This window comes from Balneola sp. (assembly GCA_003712055.1).
Classification (GTDB): Bacteria; Bacteroidota; Rhodothermia; order Balneolales; family Balneolaceae; genus RHLJ01.
On record RHLJ01000001.1, the window covers coordinates 528,046 to 548,365 of the forward strand.

15 protein-coding genes and 1 other RNA gene are annotated in these 20,320 nt (G+C 39.1%); 12 read left to right on the forward strand and 4 right to left on the reverse strand.

All coding sequences use genetic code 11. The features are described 5' to 3' along the window. Positions 1–1,092 carry a hypothetical protein gene (locus ED557_02395; GenBank protein ID RNC85643.1) on the forward strand — a complete coding sequence of 364 codons (1,092 nt, stop codon included), beginning with the start codon at positions 1–3 and terminating at the stop codon, positions 1,090–1,092. On the opposite strand, the gene ED557_02400 is transcribed toward ED557_02395, so the two are convergent. Further along, complete coding sequence (locus ED557_02400; GenBank protein ID RNC85644.1) at positions 1,089–2,864, reverse strand: ATP-binding cassette domain-containing protein; 1,776 nt, start codon at positions 2,862–2,864, stop codon at positions 1,089–1,091. The two genes, ED557_02395 and ED557_02400, sit on opposite strands and share 4 nt — an antisense overlap. A gap of 95 nt (positions 2,865–2,959) precedes the next feature. Between ED557_02400 and ED557_02405 the strand changes: the two genes are divergently transcribed. The 3 genes from ED557_02405 to ED557_02415 are packed head-to-tail and all read left to right on the forward strand — an operon-like array spanning position 2,960 to position 5,337. Beyond that, positions 2,960–3,454, forward strand: coding sequence for an NfeD family protein (locus ED557_02405; GenBank protein ID RNC86147.1), 495 nt, complete (start codon positions 2,960–2,962; stop codon positions 3,452–3,454). 6 nt (positions 3,455–3,460) lie between these two features. Then, complete coding sequence (locus ED557_02410; protein RNC85645.1) at positions 3,461–4,390, forward strand: paraslipin; 930 nt, start codon at positions 3,461–3,463, stop codon at positions 4,388–4,390. Beyond that, positions 4,390–5,337, forward strand: coding sequence for a paraslipin (locus ED557_02415; GenBank protein ID RNC85646.1), 948 nt, complete (start codon positions 4,390–4,392; stop codon positions 5,335–5,337). The genes ED557_02410 and ED557_02415 overlap by 1 nt, the downstream gene beginning before the upstream one ends. Before the next feature lie 32 nt (positions 5,338–5,369). Here ED557_02415 and ED557_02420 read toward each other — a convergent pair whose 3' ends face one another. After that, the gene (locus ED557_02420) at positions 5,370–6,176 is read right to left on the reverse strand and encodes a M23 family metallopeptidase (GenBank protein RNC85647.1); all 807 of its coding nucleotides are present in this window, start codon (positions 6,174–6,176) and stop codon (positions 5,370–5,372) included. 65 nt (positions 6,177–6,241) lie between these two features. Here ED557_02420 and ED557_02425 point away from each other — a divergent pair, with 65 nt between their 5' ends. The 4 genes from ED557_02425 to ED557_02440 all read left to right on the forward strand — a co-directional run bounded on the left by ED557_02425 (position 6,242) and on the right by ED557_02440 (position 11,539). Continuing rightward, positions 6,242–6,826 carry an RNA polymerase sigma-70 factor gene (locus tag ED557_02425; GenBank protein RNC86148.1) on the forward strand — a complete coding sequence of 195 codons (585 nt, stop codon included), beginning with the start codon at positions 6,242–6,244 and terminating at the stop codon, positions 6,824–6,826. Between the two features lie 102 nt (positions 6,827–6,928). Continuing rightward, entirely contained in the window at positions 6,929–7,828 is a 900-nt protein-coding gene (locus tag ED557_02430) for a hypothetical protein (protein RNC85648.1), read from the forward strand. Positions 7,829–7,912: 84 nt separating this feature from the next. Next, positions 7,913–8,884, forward strand: coding sequence for a hypothetical protein (locus ED557_02435; GenBank protein RNC85649.1), 972 nt, complete (start codon positions 7,913–7,915; stop codon positions 8,882–8,884). 6 nt (positions 8,885–8,890) lie between these two features. Continuing rightward, on the forward strand, positions 8,891–11,539 hold the full coding sequence (locus tag ED557_02440; GenBank protein ID RNC85650.1) for a TonB-dependent receptor: 2,649 nt from the start codon (positions 8,891–8,893) through the stop codon (positions 11,537–11,539). Positions 11,540–11,570: 31 nt separating this feature from the next. Here the strand turns inward: ED557_02440 and ED557_02445 are convergent, their stop codons facing one another. Both ED557_02445 and ssrA read right to left on the reverse strand, forming a co-directional pair. Beyond that, on the reverse strand, positions 11,571–14,816 hold the full coding sequence (locus ED557_02445) for a histidine kinase (GenBank protein RNC85651.1): 3,246 nt from the start codon (positions 14,814–14,816) through the stop codon (positions 11,571–11,573). Positions 14,817–14,929: 113 nt separating this feature from the next. Further along, positions 14,930–15,295, reverse strand: a transfer-messenger RNA (tmRNA) gene (ssrA, locus tag ED557_02450). Between the two features lie 134 nt (positions 15,296–15,429). Between ssrA and ED557_02455 the strand changes: the two genes are divergently transcribed. From ED557_02455 to ED557_02470, 4 genes are all read left to right on the forward strand, one after another. Then, on the forward strand, positions 15,430–16,323 hold the full coding sequence (locus tag ED557_02455) for a DUF72 domain-containing protein (protein ID RNC85652.1): 894 nt from the start codon (positions 15,430–15,432) through the stop codon (positions 16,321–16,323). A 147-nt stretch (positions 16,324–16,470) separates the two neighbouring features. After that, the gene (locus ED557_02460) at positions 16,471–18,738 is read left to right on the forward strand and encodes a TonB-dependent receptor (GenBank protein ID RNC85653.1); all 2,268 of its coding nucleotides are present in this window, start codon (positions 16,471–16,473) and stop codon (positions 18,736–18,738) included. Between the two features lie 4 nt (positions 18,739–18,742). Then, a complete protein-coding gene (locus ED557_02465) occupies positions 18,743–19,633 on the forward strand; it encodes a DUF4249 family protein (protein RNC85654.1) in 891 nt (296 codons plus the stop codon). A 12-nt stretch (positions 19,634–19,645) separates the two neighbouring features. Beyond that, complete coding sequence (locus tag ED557_02470) at positions 19,646–20,311, forward strand: DUF4159 domain-containing protein (protein ID RNC85655.1); 666 nt, start codon at positions 19,646–19,648, stop codon at positions 20,309–20,311. The last annotated feature ends 9 nt before the right edge of the window (positions 20,312–20,320 follow it).

Genomic DNA, 20,320 nt, shown 5'->3' on the forward strand with positions numbered 1-20,320 from the left:
ATGGCTAAGCAAAATCTTAAAACCCGAAAGGACCCAAATTTTGATCTGGATCAATACATTCACGAAAAAGCGAATGAAATTCCCGGAAAAGAACAGATTATTGAAGAAGCAGAGCAAGATTATCAAAGACCATCCACTAAACGAAATTTAATGGCTATTGCCTTTTTTGTAGCTTTTGCTGCGCTATGGATGGTTTTAGGCGGGCCTACTTCTTTTTTTGGTTTTGGTGATGGTAATCAAAATGAAGTAGCTACCACTACTAGTCAGTCTGTTTTACCTCAAGCTATTGGGCAAAATGCTTTACCTTTACCCCCTGCCCCTCCAGTAGCACCACTACCGCCTGCTCCTACTTATACAGATGTGAATACCGGGTATCTTGATTATTTGCAGCAGGTGAATGAAGCTTTTCCAAACCAATTCTCTGCTTCAGCTGTGCAAGGTTTGTACAATGGTGGAGTTCCTATCCAATACCTCACTGATTTGAACAATGCTGGCTATTTGAATGAATTCTCTTATTCTGCAATTATTGGGATGTATAATGGAGGAGTTCCCATTGATTACTTAAATCAAATGGATGCAGCAGGGTATCTGGATGAGTTTTCTTACTCCGCAATTATTGGACTCTATAATGGGGGTGTGCCTACAAGCTATTTGAACCAAATGAATTCTGCTGGGTACCTTGATGAATTCTCATACTCTGCGGTAATAGGTTTGTATAATGGTGGTGTTTCTATGGATTACCTCAATGCAATGAATTCATCCGGATATTTGGACGAATTCTCCTATTCAGCATTAATAGGAATGTATAATAGTGGGGTTAGCATTCAGTATTTGGATCAATTAAACCAAATTGGTCTTATCGATGAGTTTTCGTACTCAGCGATTATTGGCATGTATAGTAGTGGTGTTCGAACCTCTTATTTAACTGAGCTCGAGCAAGCTGGCTTCCTTGATACTTTTTCATATTCCGGCATTATTGGATTGTATTCATCTGATGTACCGGTTTCATTTCTGCAAGAACTAGATAATAGAAACCTGTTGGATAATATGAGCTATTCCGATGTTATCGGTGCCTACATGGCCGATAACTAAACCATATCCAAATCACGGAACTGTAATTCATATAGGTGGCTGTATAAGCCACCTTTTGCTAATAGCTCTTGATGCGTACCATCTTCGACTATCTTTCCTTTATCGAGAACTAAGATTCGATCAGCATTCTGAATTGTGCTCAAACGATGGGCAATTACAAATGTAGTTCTACCTTTCATTAGACGATATAATGCATCCTGTACCTGGGCTTCAGACTCAGAATCGAGCGAAGAAGTAGCTTCATCTAATAATAAGATCTTAGGATCTTTGAGAATTGCACGGGCTATTGCCAACCGTTGACGCTGCCCTCCACTCAACTTAACTCCCTTCTCCCCAATTAAAGCATCATATGCTTCCGGAATTTCGTTTATAAACTCATGGGCATTTGCATCTTTGGCAGCTTCAATAATCTCCTCATCACTAGCTTCTAGGTTTCCGTATTGAATATTCTCTTTAATGCTGGTTCCAAATAAATGTACCTCTTGAGGAACAATAGAAATATGGTCTCTCAAAGACTTCACCTGTACCTCTTTTATAGAATGACCATCCACTTTTATATCTCCTCGTTGAGGATCATAAAATCGAGGTAAAAGATTTAATAGAGTGGTCTTTCCTGCTCCACTTGGCCCTACTAAAGCGATCGTTTGACCTGCTTCTACCTCAAATGAGAGCTTATTCAAAATGACCCGCTCGTCTTCATAGGCAAATGAGAGGTCTTGTACTGAAATACTTCCTTCTATCTCAGCAAGTGGTAATGCACCTTCTTTATCTTCGATTTCAGGAATTTCCTCTAATAATTCAAAAATTCTTTCCGAAGCACCTGCGGCAGTATTTACTGCAGTATATAATCTTGATGTTTGAGAGATCGAACGGGAAATATTCAATGCATAGATAATGAAGGCAACTAAATCTCCGGCAGTTAAACGATCTGCAAGTACTTCTTTACCACCGTACCAAAAAATGATTACCAAAGTACTCATAAACATGATCCCAACTCCTGACCAGAAAAACTGGGTCAGAACCACTTTCCTTCTCACTGTTTTGAATAACTTCTCAATAGCAGTGGAATAGCGATTTACTTCATAATCTTCTCTTACAAATGCCTTAACCAACCTTACTGCGCCAAGAGCATCCTCAGCTACTGCCGTTGAATCGGCTAATTCATCCTGAATACCTCTTGAAAGCTTTCTGATTTTTTGACCAAAGTACCGGGTCGCAATAGTTACAAAAGGAACCGTAGCAAAAATTACAGCACTTAAACGCCAGTTTAGAACCACCATCAGAGAAACGGAACCGATAAGTGAAAAGGAAATAGTAAGTAGCTGAGGGAGTGAGTCAGTTAGTGCCGTTCGAATTGAACCCACATCATTAGTCAATCGAGAAGTAATCTCACCTAGTCTTCGTTCTGCAAAAAAGCGAAACCCAAGTTTATGTAGATGCTCATAAACTTTTTTCCTTAGATCAGTTACTACCCTTTCCCCTACCCATTCCAGGTGATAATTACCCATAAAGGTAAAAGCCGCTTGCAATACAAAGAGCACCATTAAGCCAATGGCTAACAAGTTTAATAGCTGATCATTTCCTTGTTCAAAAACAGCATCCAATAATTCTCGTAAACCTAGAGGCACTGACAACCAAATCCCCGAACCAATTAGCACTACAACGGTAGCAAAATAGAATCGCTTTCGATAGGGCTTGCTCAGGGCAAAAATACTAACAAGAGTTTCTTTGAGACTTTTAAGTCCTCGCTTATCTGCTTCTTTTTCTGACATGGCCACAAATTTGCAAATATAATGCCAAGAAGTTGGGTTTTTTTGCTTTCAATTTGCTATCTATGTTTTTCGTAAAGATCAAGAAGAAAACACTCATGGACGGAGATACCCTAACCTGGATTTTTGTGATTGGTGGAATCATACTCATGGCCTTGGAATTCTTACTTCCCAGCGGTGCAGCAGTGATTCTTGGCTTTAGTGGGCTGCTTGTTGGTATTGCTCGTTTTATAGGGATTCTAGATGATCCTGTCACTGCAACTTTGGCATGGGTAGGTATTTCCACTATTCTTACCATTCTAACCCTTCCAGTACTTAAAAAATATTTTGGCGGAGAAAGTAGCTTTAAAGTAGCTGATGAGGACTTTGAAGCTATGGATCAAATTGTTGATGTAGTAGAACCAATAAATGATGAAACCAATGAAGGTAGAATCCGTTTCCAAGGAATCTCCTGGCAGGCTCGTTCTTTGGAAGGAGAAATTCCTGCCGGTACTCAGGTTCGTATTGTATATAGGGATAATACAACCTGGATTGTAGAACCCGTGGATAAATTGAATCCACCACAGGCACAAAAACTTAAACAATCAAACTAGGGCGTCATGTTTTGGACAGGAACTTTGATCACATTGTTGGTCCTATACTTCTTAATCACAAGGCTATTTATCATTGTTGAATTTCGTGAGGAGGTAATTCAGGAACGGTTAGGGAAATTCAAAAAAAATCTCAAACCAGGCTTTCATTTTCTGATCCCACTTGTTGATCGACCAGCTTACAGCCGCGAAATGAGAGAACAGGTATTAGATGTTCCAAGCCAAACCTGTATTACTAATGACAATATCGAGGTAGCCGTAGATGGATTGGTTTATATCAAAGTGATGGATGCATATAAAGCCAGTTATGGGATTTCCAATTATCAAGCCGCAGCCATCAATCTTGCTCAAACGACAATGAGAAGTGAAATTGGTAAAATTACACTGGATGATACCTTCTCCGAAAGGGAAATGATGAATGAAAATATCGTTCGGGAAATTGATAAGGCTGCCGACCCGTGGGGAATCAAAGTTTTGAGATATGAGATTAAAAATATCCGCCCTTCCAATGAGATTGTTGATACCATGGAAAAGCAGATGGAAGCAGAGCGTGAAAAAAGAGCTGAGATTGTACACTCCGAAGGTTTCAGGCAGGCCAGAATTAATGAATCGGAAGGTGAACAGCAAAGCCAGGTTCTTGTTTCTGAGGCAAGCAGACAGAAAAGAATCAATGAAGCACTGGGTAAAGCCAAAGAGATTGAATTGGTGGCCACAGCTACCGCAAATGGCATTCAGCGAATAGCAGAGGCCATGCAAAAGCCTGGTGGAGATTTAGCGGTTAAAACTAAACTGGTAGAACAATACATCGACGAGTTTGGAAAAATTATACAGACTTCCAAAATCTCTGTGCTTCCAACCGAAACCGCGAACCTCAAAACCTTTTTTGAAGGGGTAACTGCTGTAAGTTCGAACATCAAAGATCAGGAAGGAGACAAATAATGGAATTTTGGGAAATCGTAGATACTGTTAGTTTTGGTTTAGTAATGGCTTTTGGGCTTTTTATTCTATACAAAATAGCCAAGTCATTTAGACTCGTACCAAACCAATACGCCTATATTGTAGAACGACTTGGAAACTACCAAAAAACACTTGGCCCTGGTTTTCATGCGCTCGTTCCCTTTTTTGATAAAGTCGTATATAAGCAAGATCTCCGTGAAGAGACTATCGAGGTAGAACCTCAAGAATGCTTCACCAAAGACAATGTGAAGGTTGAAGTAGATGGCGTGATCTATTTAAGTGTTGTTGACCCTGTAAACGCCAGCTATGGAGTTACTAATTACAGGTATGCTGCTATCCAGCTTGCTCAAACTACTACCCGATCTGTAATCGGGCTTATGGATTTGGATGAGACTTTTGAAGAAAGAGCAAGAATGAGTAGAGAAGTGGTTTCAGTTCTGAGTGAGATGGAATTACCCTGGGGAATTAAGGTTCACCGCTACGAGATTAAAAATATTATGACTCCTCGTACTGTTCAGAATGCCATGGAGCGGCAAATGACTGCTGAAAGGGATCGTCGAGCTGTTATTGCAAAGTCTGAAGGGGTCAAAGGCTCCAAGGTGAATGACGCTGAAGGTGTAAAAGCGGAGATCATTAATATTTCTGAAGCGGAAATGCAGCGAAGAATTAATGAAGCCGAAGGTTTAGCCCAAGAAATTGAGGCCTTGGCAGAAGCAACAGCAGTATCGATTGAAAAAATTGCAGAAGCATTGTCTCAACCCAAAGGTGCAGAAGCGATGCAGCTTCGACTTGCTGAAAAGTATCTTGGTAAACTTAAAGGCCTGGGTCGCGATGAGAACCAAATTATTCTTCCTCAGGATATTTCCAATTATGAGGAAGTAATGAAGGGTTTATCTCTGAATGAATTGAATAAGATTAATAAGAAGTGATCAATTGTTCAATTGTTCAATGTTCGATTGTTCTAAAGCGCCCGGTAGTTCTCCCCTTCTATAAGCTGGATATTTCCTTCTCTTGTAGCAAATTTTACCGGGATAGTTATATACCGGCCATCCTGGACTACCCGCTTAACGTTGAAATGAAGATGCGGTCCGGTAGTATACCCGGTCGTTCCTGAATACCCAATCAACTGTCCTGTTCTTATCCTTTGCCCAACCGAAACTACTACACCATTAGGTCTTAGATGTGAGTACTCAGAGAATGTACCATCATCATGCAGAACGGTTATATAATTTGCTTTATCAATATAATACTTGTCATCTCCTCCCTCTCGATAGCTCTCTTCTGTTTCTACTACAATACCCGATCGGGCAGCATATATCTGAGTCCCTTCCGGCATTTGAAAATCAACTGAATATCTGAGACTACCCGTGTGAGAGAATTGACCGTTATAACCCTGAGATACTCTTCTTTGAGTTCCTAACCGATATGGGAGTCGATATACAAAATCATCTGTATGATCAGCAAAAATACTTCCCATAAAAAACCTGTACGAAGTCTCTAATTCCCAACCGCCATGTTGTTTAATTGGAAAAAGTTCCAAAATCTTGATATCCGCTTTCGCATCTATTACTTCCGTTAAAGGAAGACCTTGAGAAGGTCTAAGATTAGAAAAATCCATTTCTACCTGAAGCGTAATAGGAAAGATGTTGTCATTCTTTACAAATACCTCAATCTTATCCTCCTTCTCAACATTATATAACTCTACACTTTTGCTCTCCTGGGCTAATATTAGTGAAGGGATGAATAGAAATAGTAAAGTAAATTTCATGACCTAAAAAGTAGTAATTCTGATTTAATTTTGTGGTATTTGAATACAGGCCTTTATATTCGGCCATGAATATTTACGTGCTGTATCTACTATTTCTTCTCGCTATAAAAAAGGGAGACGAAAATGACGACCCCCAGCTATTATTAGCCATAAAAAAAGGTGATCATCAAGCATTTAAGAAGTTTTTTGAACGTCATCACTCCTACCTATTTCATTTCTTATTAAAAAAGGGAGTTTCCGAACAACAAGCTGAAGACCTGGTTCAACAGGCATTTGTATATATATGGGAAAAAAGAGCCCAAATTGATGAAACCAAATCATTAAAAGCATTTCTTTTCCGGATTGCCTATACCAGAATGCTCAATGTGTTCCGGGATACTGCTAAGTTTGATGAGAATGCAGATATAGCTACTGAAGAAGGCAGCGAAGATGTACAAGCCAGGCTTGAGGCAAAAGAGCTGGGAGAAATCATCGAAAATTCTATCGGGTCTATGCCTGAAAAAAGACAAGCTGTATTCCGACTCTGTTTTATTCAGGAATTCACCTACAAAGAAGCCGCAGAAACCTTACAGGTATCGGTTAAAACTATAGAAAACCATATGGGACTTGCTCTTAAAGAGCTAAGAGGGAAGTTGGAGAAATTTCGATAGGCAACGATCGATAAAAATTTCCCAATTAGGGGTGTTCCTGGAATTATGTGTATTAGGATTGAATCAAGAATTTAATCTAAAAACCAATCTAAAGTTAGAACCATGAAGTCCTTTATAAATCCAAAATATTTATTGTTGATGGCCCTTACTACAGGGTTAACTTTTTCTGCTTGTTCTTCAGTAAACAATGAAGTCGAGTCTCTTAGTGAAGAAGACATACAATTTGCAGCCGAAATCGCAGCCTCTTCTCTTGCTGATGACGAGTCTGGATTAATCTCAAGTATGTACGATGCTTTTTCAAATGTTGATGCTACGGGAATCTTTTATTTTGATGGTAGAAGCAAATCAGGACCAAGAGGAAACGGGGGTCGAGGCAGGGAACGTAATTACAGCTTCTCATACGATTCTTTAACAGGTGTACACACCATCTCTTATGAGCGGATTGTAGAGAATAACCGGTATTCAAAATCTGTAAGTACGCTACAAGAAATTATATATACAGACCTTGATGGCGAATTTATTGCTCGACCAAGAGCTGAAAGAGATTCAATTGAAGCAATTGTTTTCAATAGTAATAAAACCGGGTCTTATGAGGACACCACCAAGACTTCCAGTTTTACAAAAACAGATAGTTTCGATATAACTGGTGTGCATTCTACAAACACAATCCTAACTATGGATGGTACTCATACAGGAATAGGTGATGCAGAAGGCGCTCTTAATGATAGTACTTCGGCAAGATCATACGAAATCAATCTTACCTATGAGAACGTTGAAATCAATAAAGATACTGTTGAGGTTTATGGTAACCTGGAAAATGGAGTAAGTGGAACTATCACTTATAGCATATCCATGAGCGAAACCATAAATGGTATACCTCAAGAAACACTAGTTGAAGGTGTGATTGATCTTGAAGAAGATGATGGAACAGCACTTATGAGATTTGATAGAATCGACAGAGTTATTCGCTTCTCACTCAAAGATGGCAAACGACGAAACTAACCGATGATCGACCCAAATGATGATCACTAACCACAGAAAAGCAGGCTACTTCAAGTAGCTTGCTTTTCCATTCATTCTACTAATATGTCAGAAGAACAAAACATACTACTCCCCGACGATGATCCTGATTTGATTTTGTCACAACAACTTGGAGAAGTATTAAACTCTGGGGATTCTTTTACTTCTCTCAAAAATCGCCTTATTGATGTTCTGGTGGAATTCAAAGACAAGGAACAAAAAACTTATCAAAACTATGAACTTGATTCTACCAAACTTTGGAAGAATATTGACTTGCAGACAAGGAAAGCAGCTAAGATCACTCCTCTCTTTCAGCGTAGAATTGCATATACATGGGCCGCTGCTGCTGTGGTTTTAATTGCAGCTTTTGTGGGATTCTTTTGGATTACAACCTCAACGCCAGATACTGCACTGTTAGCACAAAGCGACTCGACGATAACTACTATATCTCTTGAAGATGGCACCGAGGTTACTCTTAGACCCTATTCTCAATTATTTGAATTAGCTGTTAACGATGACGAGCGCACTTATTCGATCATTGGCGAAGGATATTTTGATGTAACTTCGGATGAGAATCGCCCCTTTAGCGTAACAGCCGGACAAGGAGTTGTTACTGTACTCGGTACACGCTTTAACCTGAGTAGTTGGGGAAATTCCTCGAAAGTATATCTGGAAGAAGGACGCATATCATTTAATACGATTGATGGAAAAGAGCCGTTAATTCTGGAACCAGGGCAATCTTCTATGATTACTGACGGTATTATCTCTTATACTGATGAAGCATTGGCTGAAGAGTTTACTGATTGGATTAGTAATACTATCGTATTTAATTCGAGCATTCCTGAAGAAGTAGTTGCAGAAGTAGGCCAACATTTTAATATTACAATTGACGTTTCTCCACTTGATGATATAAGTACAGTTACTGGTTCATTAAGACTTGACTCTGTCTCACAAACTTTAGAAGATTTAGGCCTAGTTTTAGGTGGAACTTTCCGCCAGGCTGCTGATGATAAGTATGTATTTGTAGCAATCAATTAATTGCACATGGTTTCCATTTCCCGGATTTACGGACCTCTATTAGTCGTATTGGCATTACTCCAGGGAAGTGTTAATGCGCAAACATTCTCGTATTCGAACAAGCCTTTTCTATCAGTTATCTCCGATATAGAGCGCCAAACTCCCTATCGGTTTTTATATCGTGAAGCACTGGTTTCAGATATTAAAATTACCTTAACGGCAGAAGAAGACAACCTGATGGAGGTACTATCAGAAAACCTTCAACTTAGAAATATTGGGCTTAAAATTGACAAAGAGCGATTTCAGGCTCTAGTTTATTCTACATCCGGGAAACAAAAAGACCAAAAGATTTCAATCTCCGGTTTTATCCTGGATAGTAAAACCGGAGAACGCCTCCCCTATTCTACCATTTCATGGAGGGATGAAGGCAAACTATATGGAACGTCAAGTACTCCTAATGGAACTTTTCATATTGAAGCAGTTTCCAATGCAAAAAATCTCACTTTCCTGGTTTCTTTTGTGGGGTATGAACCTCAACGTCTGAACTTATCTTTTGATGAAATAACTAACTGGGCGAATATATCCATCCGCTTAGAACCAGAACCTTTTAGTGGATCTGAGATTCTTATACAAGGAATCAATTTTTATACTGCATCCGATTCTGTATTAAGTAGCCTGGTTAAAGTTGGCACATTTAATCCTCTCGGTGAGAATAATTCTGTGCGATCTCTACAATCATTACCTTCTGTTTCAATGAGCTCTGCTGTTAATAATGGAATAAATATCAGGGGAAGCGCTGCTGATGGTTTCCAGGTATTGCTTGACGGTCAAACTATATATCATCAGAGCCATCTATTTGGACTCTTAGATGCAATGAATCCGGATGCACTCAAAACAAGTGGGTTTTATTATGATATTACCCCAGCTCAATTTCAGGCTCCATTAGGAGGAACTCTTTCATTAATTACACGAACCGGATCGTTAAACAGAGTTTCAGGATCGGCTGGTTTCAGTAATACTGCCACCAAGGCCACACTTGAAGGACCTTTAGCTAAAGGTAAAGCCAGTTGGTTATTTTCAGGAAGAATCTCTCATATGGACGAGTTGAATTGGTTTAATAACCAGGGATTGATTGAATATGGCCTGGATGTACAGCGCCCTGCGAAAGTCGTACTTCCGGAACAAGTCAATGAAAATCTTATCACAGACGTTCGTCTTAATACCTTTGACATACAGAATACGGATGCACGTTTTTATGATTTACACAGTAAGATTTATGTCGAAAACGCAAGAGGAGGACAGCTAACATTGAGTGGATATATTGGCTCTGATGAATCTTCACAAAGCTATTTTCGGGATGAAGTAGATATACAGAACCTTTATGAAACAATAAATGACTGGAACTCACAAACTGCCTCTGCTTCATTTAATACCATCCTTTCGGATAATACTTTTTCTGAAACCAGCGTAGGTATTAGTAGTTATGGGAGCGAATATTCCAAAGGTGATTTTGAATACCAGATCAGAAGGGGACAAAATGATAATGGCCCAAATGAAAACTCTAGTTTCCTTGGCACCCTTAATCTTGAGAACTCACTTCAGGAATTTTCTGCAAAACAAAATTTCCATTCTTCACTAGGTGGAATAACTATGGATTATGGTATCAACTATAGTGATTTTGATGTAGAATATGTAGAAAGAAGCCTTACTCGCCAATCATTTAGAAGCAGGCGAACCAGTCAACTGGTCGATGTCTTCCATCAGCTAGACATCAATTCTATATCACCTGTACAATTAAGAATTGGTAATAGGGTACATTATTTTAGTAATGGCAGATATTTGCGTTGGTCTCCCAGGATTAAAGCTGAGTTTGAAATTGATGAACCCCTTACTGTTAGCCTTGGTTACAGTAAAAATCATCAGTTCATAAATCGATTGCAGTTTTATAATATCAATAGTTCCGACTTCTGGATTTTGAGTAATGAAGATCAGGCACCTTCTTCTGTGAACTATTATTCCGCAGCAATCCGCTCCAGATATTTCACTAGGTTATATATACAGGCAGAAGCCTATATAAAGGATTATGACAACTTGAGGTTTCACGAATTGAATTCTAACCGTATCTCAAGCTCCTTTCGAACTACCGATTCTCCCTGGTTTTTTGAAAACGAAGGCATAGGAAGAGGTGTAGAATTCTTTGTTAAAAGTACTTTTTCTAAAATCACACTGAGCTCGGCTTATACATTATCCTCTATCGAACTAAGAAACCCTCGTATTAATGATGGTGAATATTTTTATGCAGATTGGGATCGAAGACATCAATTCTCATTTGCCGGTGAATTAGATATCTCAAGAGCTTTTGATTTTTACCTGGCTTGGACTTACGGAAGCGGTACTCCGGATCGATTAAATGATCAAATAGAAGAAGACGAACCAAGACTCCCCTATTATTCAAGGTTTGATGCTTCCTTAAATTATAATGTCGAACTAAATAAAGGATCACTTAGAACTTCGTTTTCAGTATATAATTTGTTGAATAGAAATAACCCGTGGTATTCCGAAATACGCCAAATTACCATCGAAGCGAGAAATCGTAGAGATTCTATAGGGTCGTCCAGAACCGATATTTATGACTTAGGTATTCAGCCTTCTTTTAATATTGCCTTTTACTTTTAAGAATGAGTTTCGAATAAAAACTAAGGTAAAACTAGACAGTACTTTCTACTTCTTCCTCTGGAGATGCAATTTGTTCTTCAACAAAATACATGTCCATTTCTCCCTGACCTTCGACATTTACCTTGCCTCTGTAATCACATTTAAAGTACTCTTGTACATAATCACAGGTTGTAGCCGAAATATTTACTTTTCCAGTTTCGCTTACTTCTTCCATCCTGCTCGCTAATATCACCGTTGATCCCCAAATATCATAAGTAAGCTTCTTTTTGCCCACTATACCGGCAATAATACTACCGCTATGGATACCTATTCTCATTTTCCACTTTACAGCAGCATCTTCATTTCGTTTTTGCACAAACTCTTGCATTTCTTTTGCAGCTTTTACACAAAGATAAGCATGGTCAGGCTTTTCAACTGGTAATCCTGAGACCGCCATATAAGCATCACCAATCGTCTTGATCTTCTCCATCCCATATTTTTCAATAATACTATCGAAACCTTCAAAGATCTCATTTACCTCAGCAACCAGTTTCTTTGCCGACATAGTGGCTGCAGTAGAAGTGAAATTCGCAAAATCAGTAAATAGCACACTAACTTCTTCATATCTTCTCGGTGTAGCTGATCCTTTATCTTTAATCTCATCAGCAATTTCTTTCGGAAGCATATTATATAGCAGAGCTTCACTTTTTTCTTTTTCAATCTCTAATAGAATTGTACGCTCCTTTACCAGGGCCTCAAGTTCTTCATTATATTGAACTACTTGTTCTTTCTTTTTTCTTTCCCGGGAAATTTGATGATTAACAAAGCCAATTAATAACCCCGCTCCAATTATAGAATAGATGCCATATGCCCACCAAGTTTTCCATGGCGGAGGAAGGATCTTAAGCTTTATGGCTGTACCCTCCATATTCCAAATATCATCTTTGTTAGACGCTCTAACTCTAAAGGTATAAGTGTAGCCTTCCGGTAAATTTGTATATGAAACGAATCGTCTGTTTCCAACATCCTGCCACTCAGAATCGAATCCTTCCATCCTGTATTGATACTGGTTTTCATCAGGAGCTGCAAAATGGAGAGCTGCAAACTCAAAGGAGATTACTTCCTCTTTCCATGTTAATTCAATTTCTTCTGTCTCTATAATCGATTTCTTTAGAGGAGATCCTACAGCAGAGATGGGTACATCTTCGTTAAAAATTTGGAAGTCGGTAATAACAACAGGTGGGATATAGAGGTTATCCTGAATACTGTCCGGCTTAAATAACACCATCCCATTTATACCACCAAAGTACTGAGAGCCATCGTTTGCCTTGTGATAGGCTCCAAATCGATATTCATTACTCGGTAACCCATCTCCCATATCGTATACACGAAACGATTCTGTTTCTGGGTTAAAATCAACAATACCACTGTTCGTACTCAACCATAAATGACCTTTTGAATCTTCTATAATGCCATAAATAACATCATTTGGCAGCCCCTCCTGGGTGGAATAACGAATAAAGGTTTCTGTTTCAGCATCGAACTTATTTAACCCATTAATGGTCCCAATCCAAAGATTACCATCCCTATCCTGTGTAATGACATTAATGAAATTATCACTTATGGTCTTTTCATCATTTGGATCGTTGGTAAAGCGGGTAAATATACCTCGAGCTCTATCATATCTGTTAAGCCCAAATCCATGTGTACCAACCCAAAACACACCACGTCTATCTTCATACATAGACCATATTTTGTTGTGACTTATTGAAGAAGGATCATTTTCGATAGTCTCAAAACGCCTGAAATTTCCTGTCTCCTTATCATAGGCATTTAGACCATTATTCAAAGTCCCTACCCAGAGAATTCCTCTACTATCTTCCAGGAGTGTAGTAATGATGTCTCCGCTTATAGTAGACTCATCGTTTTGATCGTGCCTAAAGTGAATAAATTCATCAGCCTCTTCATTATATCTATTGAGCCCATCTATGGTACCTATCCATATCTGGCCCATATCATCTTTTATAATAGCATTTACAAAATCATTACTTAATGAGCGGGGGTTGTTGGGACTATTACGATAATTTTTAAATAGATTAGTTCCCGGTGTAAGTACATCAACTCCACCACCTTGCGTACCTACCCAAATATTTCGATCATCATCCTCAGAAATAGCCCAGATATTATTATTAGTCAAACTTCTGGTATTGGATGGGTCATTTTGAAATACAGTAAAACTTTCAGAAGAAGACCTGATAAATTTGTTTAGAGCTCCATTTCGGGTACCTACCCAAATTACTCCCGATCGATCTTCATACAGAGCAGAAATTGAATTATTACTGAGATTAATCGGATAATTCAGATCCATAAGACTTGTAAATGCTCCTGATTCCCTGTCAAGGGTATTTAGACCATTCAAGGTTCCTACCCAGAAAGTGCCTCGGGAATCCTCAAAAAGAGAAAGTACCCAGTTATTACTGATACTTGTACTAGAAAAATTTACTGAGGTAAAACTTGTAAACCTTTGCTGTTCTTCATAATAACGAAGTAAACCACCTGATTGTGTGCCCACCCAAAGGGTTCCTGAATTATCCTGATATAAAGTTACAATCCAGTTATCAGGGATTGGGTGCTCTCCACCACGCTCGAAATGTTTTATCTCCCCGGATATTCGATCAAATCGAAATAACCCGTCTTCTTCTGTCCCAATCCATATAAAGTCATTACTATCCTTATATAGCGCAGTAATTTCAGCCTCACCGAGTTCCTTGTGATCTTCAACTTCTGAGTACACTGAAAACTCATTCAACTCTGGATTAAAAATATTCAACCCTTTTTGTGTGCCAACCAAAATCACCCCGGCTTCGTCTTCAAAAAGTACATTTACATAATTATGGCTGATAGATTTAGGGTTCTCCTCGTTATTAACATACCGAACAAATCGCTCTTGCTCTCGATCTAGTTTGTTTAACCCTCCTCCTTTGGTGCCAACCCATATATAACCATTCCTATCCTCAATGAGCGTAGATATCTGGTTATTTGAAATCGAAAAGAAGTCGTAAGAGAGGTTCCGGTAGACTTTAAATTCATATCCGTCATACCTGTTAAGTCCATCATCTGTAGCAAACCAGAGAAACCCACGACTGTCTTGCAGAATGGCATTGATCGTACTCTGAGATAACCCGTCTTCAGTAGTAATCTGCTCAAAACGAATAGAAATATCTTGGGAAAGAACACTTTCCGCGCATAATGTACCCAGTACGACAAAAAATACTAAGGCTTTAGTCACCCTACCCAATTGCTAGCCCATTAATATCTAATTAACTCGAGCAATGTACCTAGAATTTTCTTGGTATACCAAAAATAGACCATTAAAAAAAGCCAATCCTTCACAAGATTGGCTTTAACAAATGGTGGAGGTGCGGGGAGTCGAACCCCGGTCCGAAAAGGTAAACCTGCAAGCGTCTACATGTTTAGTTACTACTTTAAATTCGCCTGAAGCCGAGCCTAGTAACCAAGCGACAACAGACTATCCTGTGAATTTTCGCGCAATGAAGACAGGAAACCCTATTACGCTATCCTATCTGGTATGACGTTCAGTCTGGCAATGATAGGCACTTAACCAGAGGAACGGCTAGGCAGTTTATGCTGCTAAGCGGTAAGAATAATTGTTGTCAATTATTTTGGTTTCCATAATGAATGATTTACGAGATTCATTGGAATTTCTCGACATGCAACCTACGGTGTTACTCATCCCGTCGAATCCAGAACACCCCCATTAATTCAAAGAACAGTCAAATATACGAAATTACACACTCTTTATTGGGAACTGAGGGTTTTGTTATTTGTTAATGGTTATTTGAATTCCTAACCCATACCATTAACAAATAACAATTAACCAAAACGAAATAATGAAATTCGGTAGCGTATCTAACCCTGAAATCATTGACTTCACCTTACCGCCTGATCACCCTGATACTGCAAAAGCATTATCAAACGGAAATAAAGATAAATTCGAGGCTTTTGTGGGTTGTGCCAAATGGAATCGCAGTGATTTGAAAGGATTTTATCCAAGAGGTACCAAAGATGAACTAGAGTACTATGCTACTCAATTCAATTCTATTGAGCTCAATGCTACCCATTATCGAATTTTTGGAGCAGATGTTGTTTCTGGATGGAATAACAAAACTCCGGATGATTTTAAATTCTTTCCAAAGGTGGTTAATAGTATTAGTCACTACAAAAGGTTAAAAGGTGTAGAATCACTAATCGAGGAATACACTATCCCTATTCGATCTTTTGATGAGAAGCTGGGAATGATTTTCCTTCAACTTAGAGATGATTTTAAACCGAAGGATATTGACCGTATTTATTCCTTTCTCGATGCATGGCCAAAAGACTTACCCTTAGCAATAGAGCTGAGGCATACCGACTGGTTCAATGACGAAGTAGTTGCCAACCAGATATACCAATTATTTGAAGAACATGAAGTGGCTAACATTGTTACAGATACAGCTGGAAGAAGAGACTTACTCCATATGAGGCTAACCACCCCTGTTGCTTTTGTGCGTTATGTTGGAGCAAACCACGAAAGTGATTACCAAAGATTAGATGATTGGGTAACCCGAATAAAATCCTGGAAAGAACACGGGATGGAAAAACTGTATTTCTTTGTTCATCAAAATATTGAGAAAGAGTCTCCTCTCCTTTCAGCTCATTTCATAAGATTATTGAACAAAGAAATTGGAACATCACTTAAAATCCCAAATGAAGATTCAAATACGCAAAAAAGTTTGAATCTTTAATGATTAAAATAAGTAGCCGATTGAATCAAAAACCAATTCGTTGAAATAACCAATCAACTGGTCGAGAAAATAATATCTTAACACTAGTAAAGTTATATAGCTTTATTTTTACTAATCACTTTATGACAAACTTGTCCCTAGTAATTCATGTATAAATTTATCTTCGGCGTTTTCTTTGTGGTATTCTTCCACTCTTCAATAAACGCTCAAAACCTCGCTTCTGTAAACGGGTATGTCAAGGACTCGGAAACTGGTGAAACCTTAATCAGTGCAAATGTAGCTTTTCTGGAAAATAACCGGGGAGCTTCTACAAACACGCTTGGCTATTTCACAATAACCAATGTCCAACCTGGCACTTATACTCTTGCAGCCTCATATATTGGATACAAGCTATTCCAACAAGAGATTACTCTTGAAGCTGGTGAAAACTTTAGAATTGATATCGAGTTGGAGCCAGAGTCTTTAGTAGGAGAAGAAATTATCGTTGAATCTCAGGCTGAAAAAGAAGAATTGAAGTCAATTGGTACTGCGCAGGTTACTACAGAGCTAATTAAATCCCTTCCTTCTGTGTTCGAAGCCGATGTATTTCGCTCCATCCAGCTTCTTCCAGGTGTTAAATCTGCTTCTGACTTTTCAAGTGGTTTATACATCCGGGGAGGTAGCCCCGATCAAACACTTATCCTTCTTGACAGGACAACAGTATATAATCCTAGTCACTTTTTTGGATTCTTTTCCACTTTCAATCCTGATGCTATTAAAGATGTTCGTTTATATAAAGGTGGGTATCCTGCAGAATATGGTGGCCGATTAGGATCGGTTCTTTCCATTTATAATAAAGATGGAAACAGAAATGAATTTGCGGGTTCCGCCACTCTTGGTCTCTTGGCTTCCCGCGTTTCTATTGAGGGCCCAATCAAAAAGGGATCCTATATGTTTGCATTTCGAAGGTCAACGCTTGAGCCATTGTTAGCAGCTCTTCGCCAAAACATAGATAATATTCCTTCCCTATTTTATTTTCTAGACTTCAATGGAAAGATCAACTACGATGCCTCTCAAAATGACAAGTTTTCCATAGCTGCCTACACTGGAACAGATAAAGTTCGCTTTCCTTTTGCTGATGATGCTGAGTTCTTGCTCAACTATGGAAACAGAACCATTAGCGGTAACTGGACTCATATTTTCAATGAAAAGCTGTTTTCAAACTTTGTTATTACCGGCTCCCGATACTTCAACACTCCGGAGTTTGAGTTTGGAGGTACTCCCTTCGAACGGGACAACAATATTTATGAATACTCCATAAAGTCGGACTTGGAATACTTACCTAATGAGAAGCATCAGATTTCTACGGGGCTATGGGCAGGTATCTTCACCTTAAGATTACAAGACCGCTTCGATAATCAGGACAGTTTTAGCTCAAGAATTCATTCCCGATATGGCTCCTTTTACGTTCAAGATACCTGGCGACCCACTGATAAATGGAAAGTAATTGGTGGAGCCCGGCTAAATTATTTTTCTGATGGAGAATTCCTGCGATTAGAGCCGCGCCTGTCCATTGAGCACAAACTAAACGATCGTATTCGCCTTCAATCAGCATATGGCCGATACAACCAGTTTTTTACCCTTATCACAAATGAAGCTTTCTCTGGCTTCGATGTATGGCTAACTACTGATGAAGGAGTTGACCCGGCTTATGGTGATCAATTCGTTATAGGTGCTAAAACAATCCCATTCAAAGATTATGGCCTTGACATAGAGGCATATTATCGTACAATGAAAGATTTATTTGAATTAGATCCTTTCTTACCTGATGCTGCGGGTTTAGTTTATAGTGATGTCTTCCGCTTTGGTGAAGGTTATGCTTTTGGAGTAGAAGCAATGTTTGAAAAGCAAGTCGGTCGGCTTAATGGATTTATCGGCTATACCTGGGGAGAAACCTGGCGTAAATTCCCAGGATTCAATGTTCGTCTTGGAGATGAAAACAACGAAGCCCGTTTTTATCCTCCAAAATATGACCGAACACATGACGTAAATCTGGTTTTGAACTACAGATTAAGCCGTAAATGGAAAGTAACTGGGGCTTGGGTATATGCAACAGGGCAGGCTTATACCTTAGTACTGGGCAGGTATGCGTTATTTGATGAACCATATTCGGGCATTGATGAGAATGATTCATTTACTGTTGAAAATGTAAATGCTTCAAGACTCCCTGCCTACCATCGCCTGGATTTATCATTCTCAAGAAAAGGAACATTTTTTGGGTTGGGAGAAGCTGAATGGCAATTACAGGTTATTAACGCTTATTCCAGAAGAAATGTATGGTTCCAGGCCTTCGATTTTGACGAAAACCCAATAGATGTTACCAATGTAACCCAACTACCAATCATCCCTGGATTCTCCTATACCGTAAAGTTTTAAGATCATGAAGAATTTATTATTACTACTTACTTCCAGCATTTTGGTACTCACTGCTTGTGACGATTATTCTCAAGGCGATTACGAGGAGTTTTATGTTGTAGAATCCTACCTGATAGCCGGACGGGCTTTACAGCAAGTTCGCCTTTCTACCACAGCCCCTGCTTTTGAATTTTATAGCTTCGAAAACACCGCTGTTGAAGGAGCTAATGTGGTTGTTCGTTTACTGGAGGAAAACGGAACCGGAATCGACTCAACCTTTACTTTCGGAATGAGGCAAGCCGGAATCTATATACCTGATTCTCCACACATTGTGCTCCCTTCCAGAACATATAGACTGGAAGTCCTGACTCAGGAAAATGAAGAAATCTCTGCTACAGCTATTGTTCCCGGTAATTTTACTGTGGTTGGAGGAATCCTTGATACACTTGTATATCAATCAACAGACCAGCTTGAAGTAACTCTTTCAGAAAGCTCATATCCGGGACGTCAAAATGTGTACATATTCAATACTCTTGCCGTAAATCCCGATCCGGATAACCTCACTCCTTTATATGCCGACTTTTATGATGGTGAGGACGATTTACAAGAGTTTTCAAATACAGCTTCTGGGTTACTTAATGAAGGCAACTTCGATGTTAATTCTGATGGAAGCATCACCGTTCGTTATCCCTGGATCGCAGTGGCCTTCTATGGAGAAAATGATATTGTTGCCTCTACAGTAGATGACAACATCTTTGACTATGTCCGGTCAGAGGAAGTCCAATTGGGTGGATCTACTCTTTCTCCTGGTGAAATTCAAAATGTGATTACTCATGTAGAAGGTGGTATAGGGCTTTTTGGAGCAATGGCTTCTGATACCATTCGGACTTTCATTAGAAGAAATCCGGATTTTTAATACATTGCCATCATGCGATTAGTACCAATACTTTTATCGTTTTTCTTTTTTACCTCCGGGCTTGTTTATGCACAGGATATAAATGGTTTCGAAATAGCCCGCGTTAAATATAGAGGTGGAGGGGATTGGTACAATGACCCATCTTCACTATCCAACCTTATCCGCTACACCAACCAGTATGTGCCTATTAGCATTAATGGGAACTATGAAGATGTTTCACTGGGAAGTACCGACATTCACTCCTACCCTTTTCTGTTTTTAACCGGCCATGGAACTATTACAACGAACAACACTGAAGTTCGAAACCTTAGAAAGTACTTGGATAACGGAGGCTTTTTGTATGTGGATGATGATTATGGGCTGGATGAGCACGTAAGGCAGCTGCTAAAAGAAGTATACCCTGATGAAGAGCTTATTGAGCTCCCTTTTAATCATCCCATTTATAACCAGGTATTCGAATTCAACAATGGGCTTCCTAAAATCCATGAACATGATAATCAGTCTCCCAAGGGATTTGGACTCTTCAGAAATGGACGACTAGTGGTTTTCTACACCTATGAATCAAATCTAGGAGATGGTTGGGCAGATCCCGAAGTGCATAATAATGCGCCTGATGTTAGAGAGCGTGCACTTAAAATGGGTGTCAATATTTTGGTGTATGCATTAACAAGCATTTAGAACACTCCT

Bases quoted from the DNA above. Each gene is read 5' to 3' on its own strand.
- ED557_02395 (RNC85643.1), top strand. From the start codon at position 1: ATGGCTAAGCAAAATCTTAAAACCCGAAAGGACCCAAATTTTGATCTG.
- ED557_02400 (RNC85644.1), bottom strand. From the start codon at position 2,864: ATGTCAGAAAAAGAAGCAGATAAGCGAGGACTTAAAAGTCTCAAAGAA.
- ED557_02405 (RNC86147.1), top strand. From the start codon at position 2,960: ATGGACGGAGATACCCTAACCTGGATTTTTGTGATTGGTGGAATCATA.
- ED557_02410 (RNC85645.1), top strand. From the start codon at position 3,461: ATGTTTTGGACAGGAACTTTGATCACATTGTTGGTCCTATACTTCTTA.
- ED557_02415 (RNC85646.1), top strand. From the start codon at position 4,390: ATGGAATTTTGGGAAATCGTAGATACTGTTAGTTTTGGTTTAGTAATG.
- ED557_02420 (RNC85647.1), bottom strand. From the start codon at position 6,176: ATGAAATTTACTTTACTATTTCTATTCATCCCTTCACTAATATTAGCC.
- ED557_02425 (RNC86148.1), top strand. From the start codon at position 6,242: ATGAATATTTACGTGCTGTATCTACTATTTCTTCTCGCTATAAAAAAG.
- ED557_02430 (RNC85648.1), top strand. From the start codon at position 6,929: ATGAAGTCCTTTATAAATCCAAAATATTTATTGTTGATGGCCCTTACT.
- ED557_02435 (RNC85649.1), top strand. From the start codon at position 7,913: ATGTCAGAAGAACAAAACATACTACTCCCCGACGATGATCCTGATTTG.
- ED557_02440 (RNC85650.1), top strand. From the start codon at position 8,891: ATGGTTTCCATTTCCCGGATTTACGGACCTCTATTAGTCGTATTGGCA.
- ED557_02455 (RNC85652.1), top strand. From the start codon at position 15,430: ATGAAATTCGGTAGCGTATCTAACCCTGAAATCATTGACTTCACCTTA.
- ED557_02460 (RNC85653.1), top strand. From the start codon at position 16,471: ATGTATAAATTTATCTTCGGCGTTTTCTTTGTGGTATTCTTCCACTCT.
- ED557_02465 (RNC85654.1), top strand. From the start codon at position 18,743: ATGAAGAATTTATTATTACTACTTACTTCCAGCATTTTGGTACTCACT.
- ED557_02470 (RNC85655.1), top strand. From the start codon at position 19,646: ATGCGATTAGTACCAATACTTTTATCGTTTTTCTTTTTTACCTCCGGG.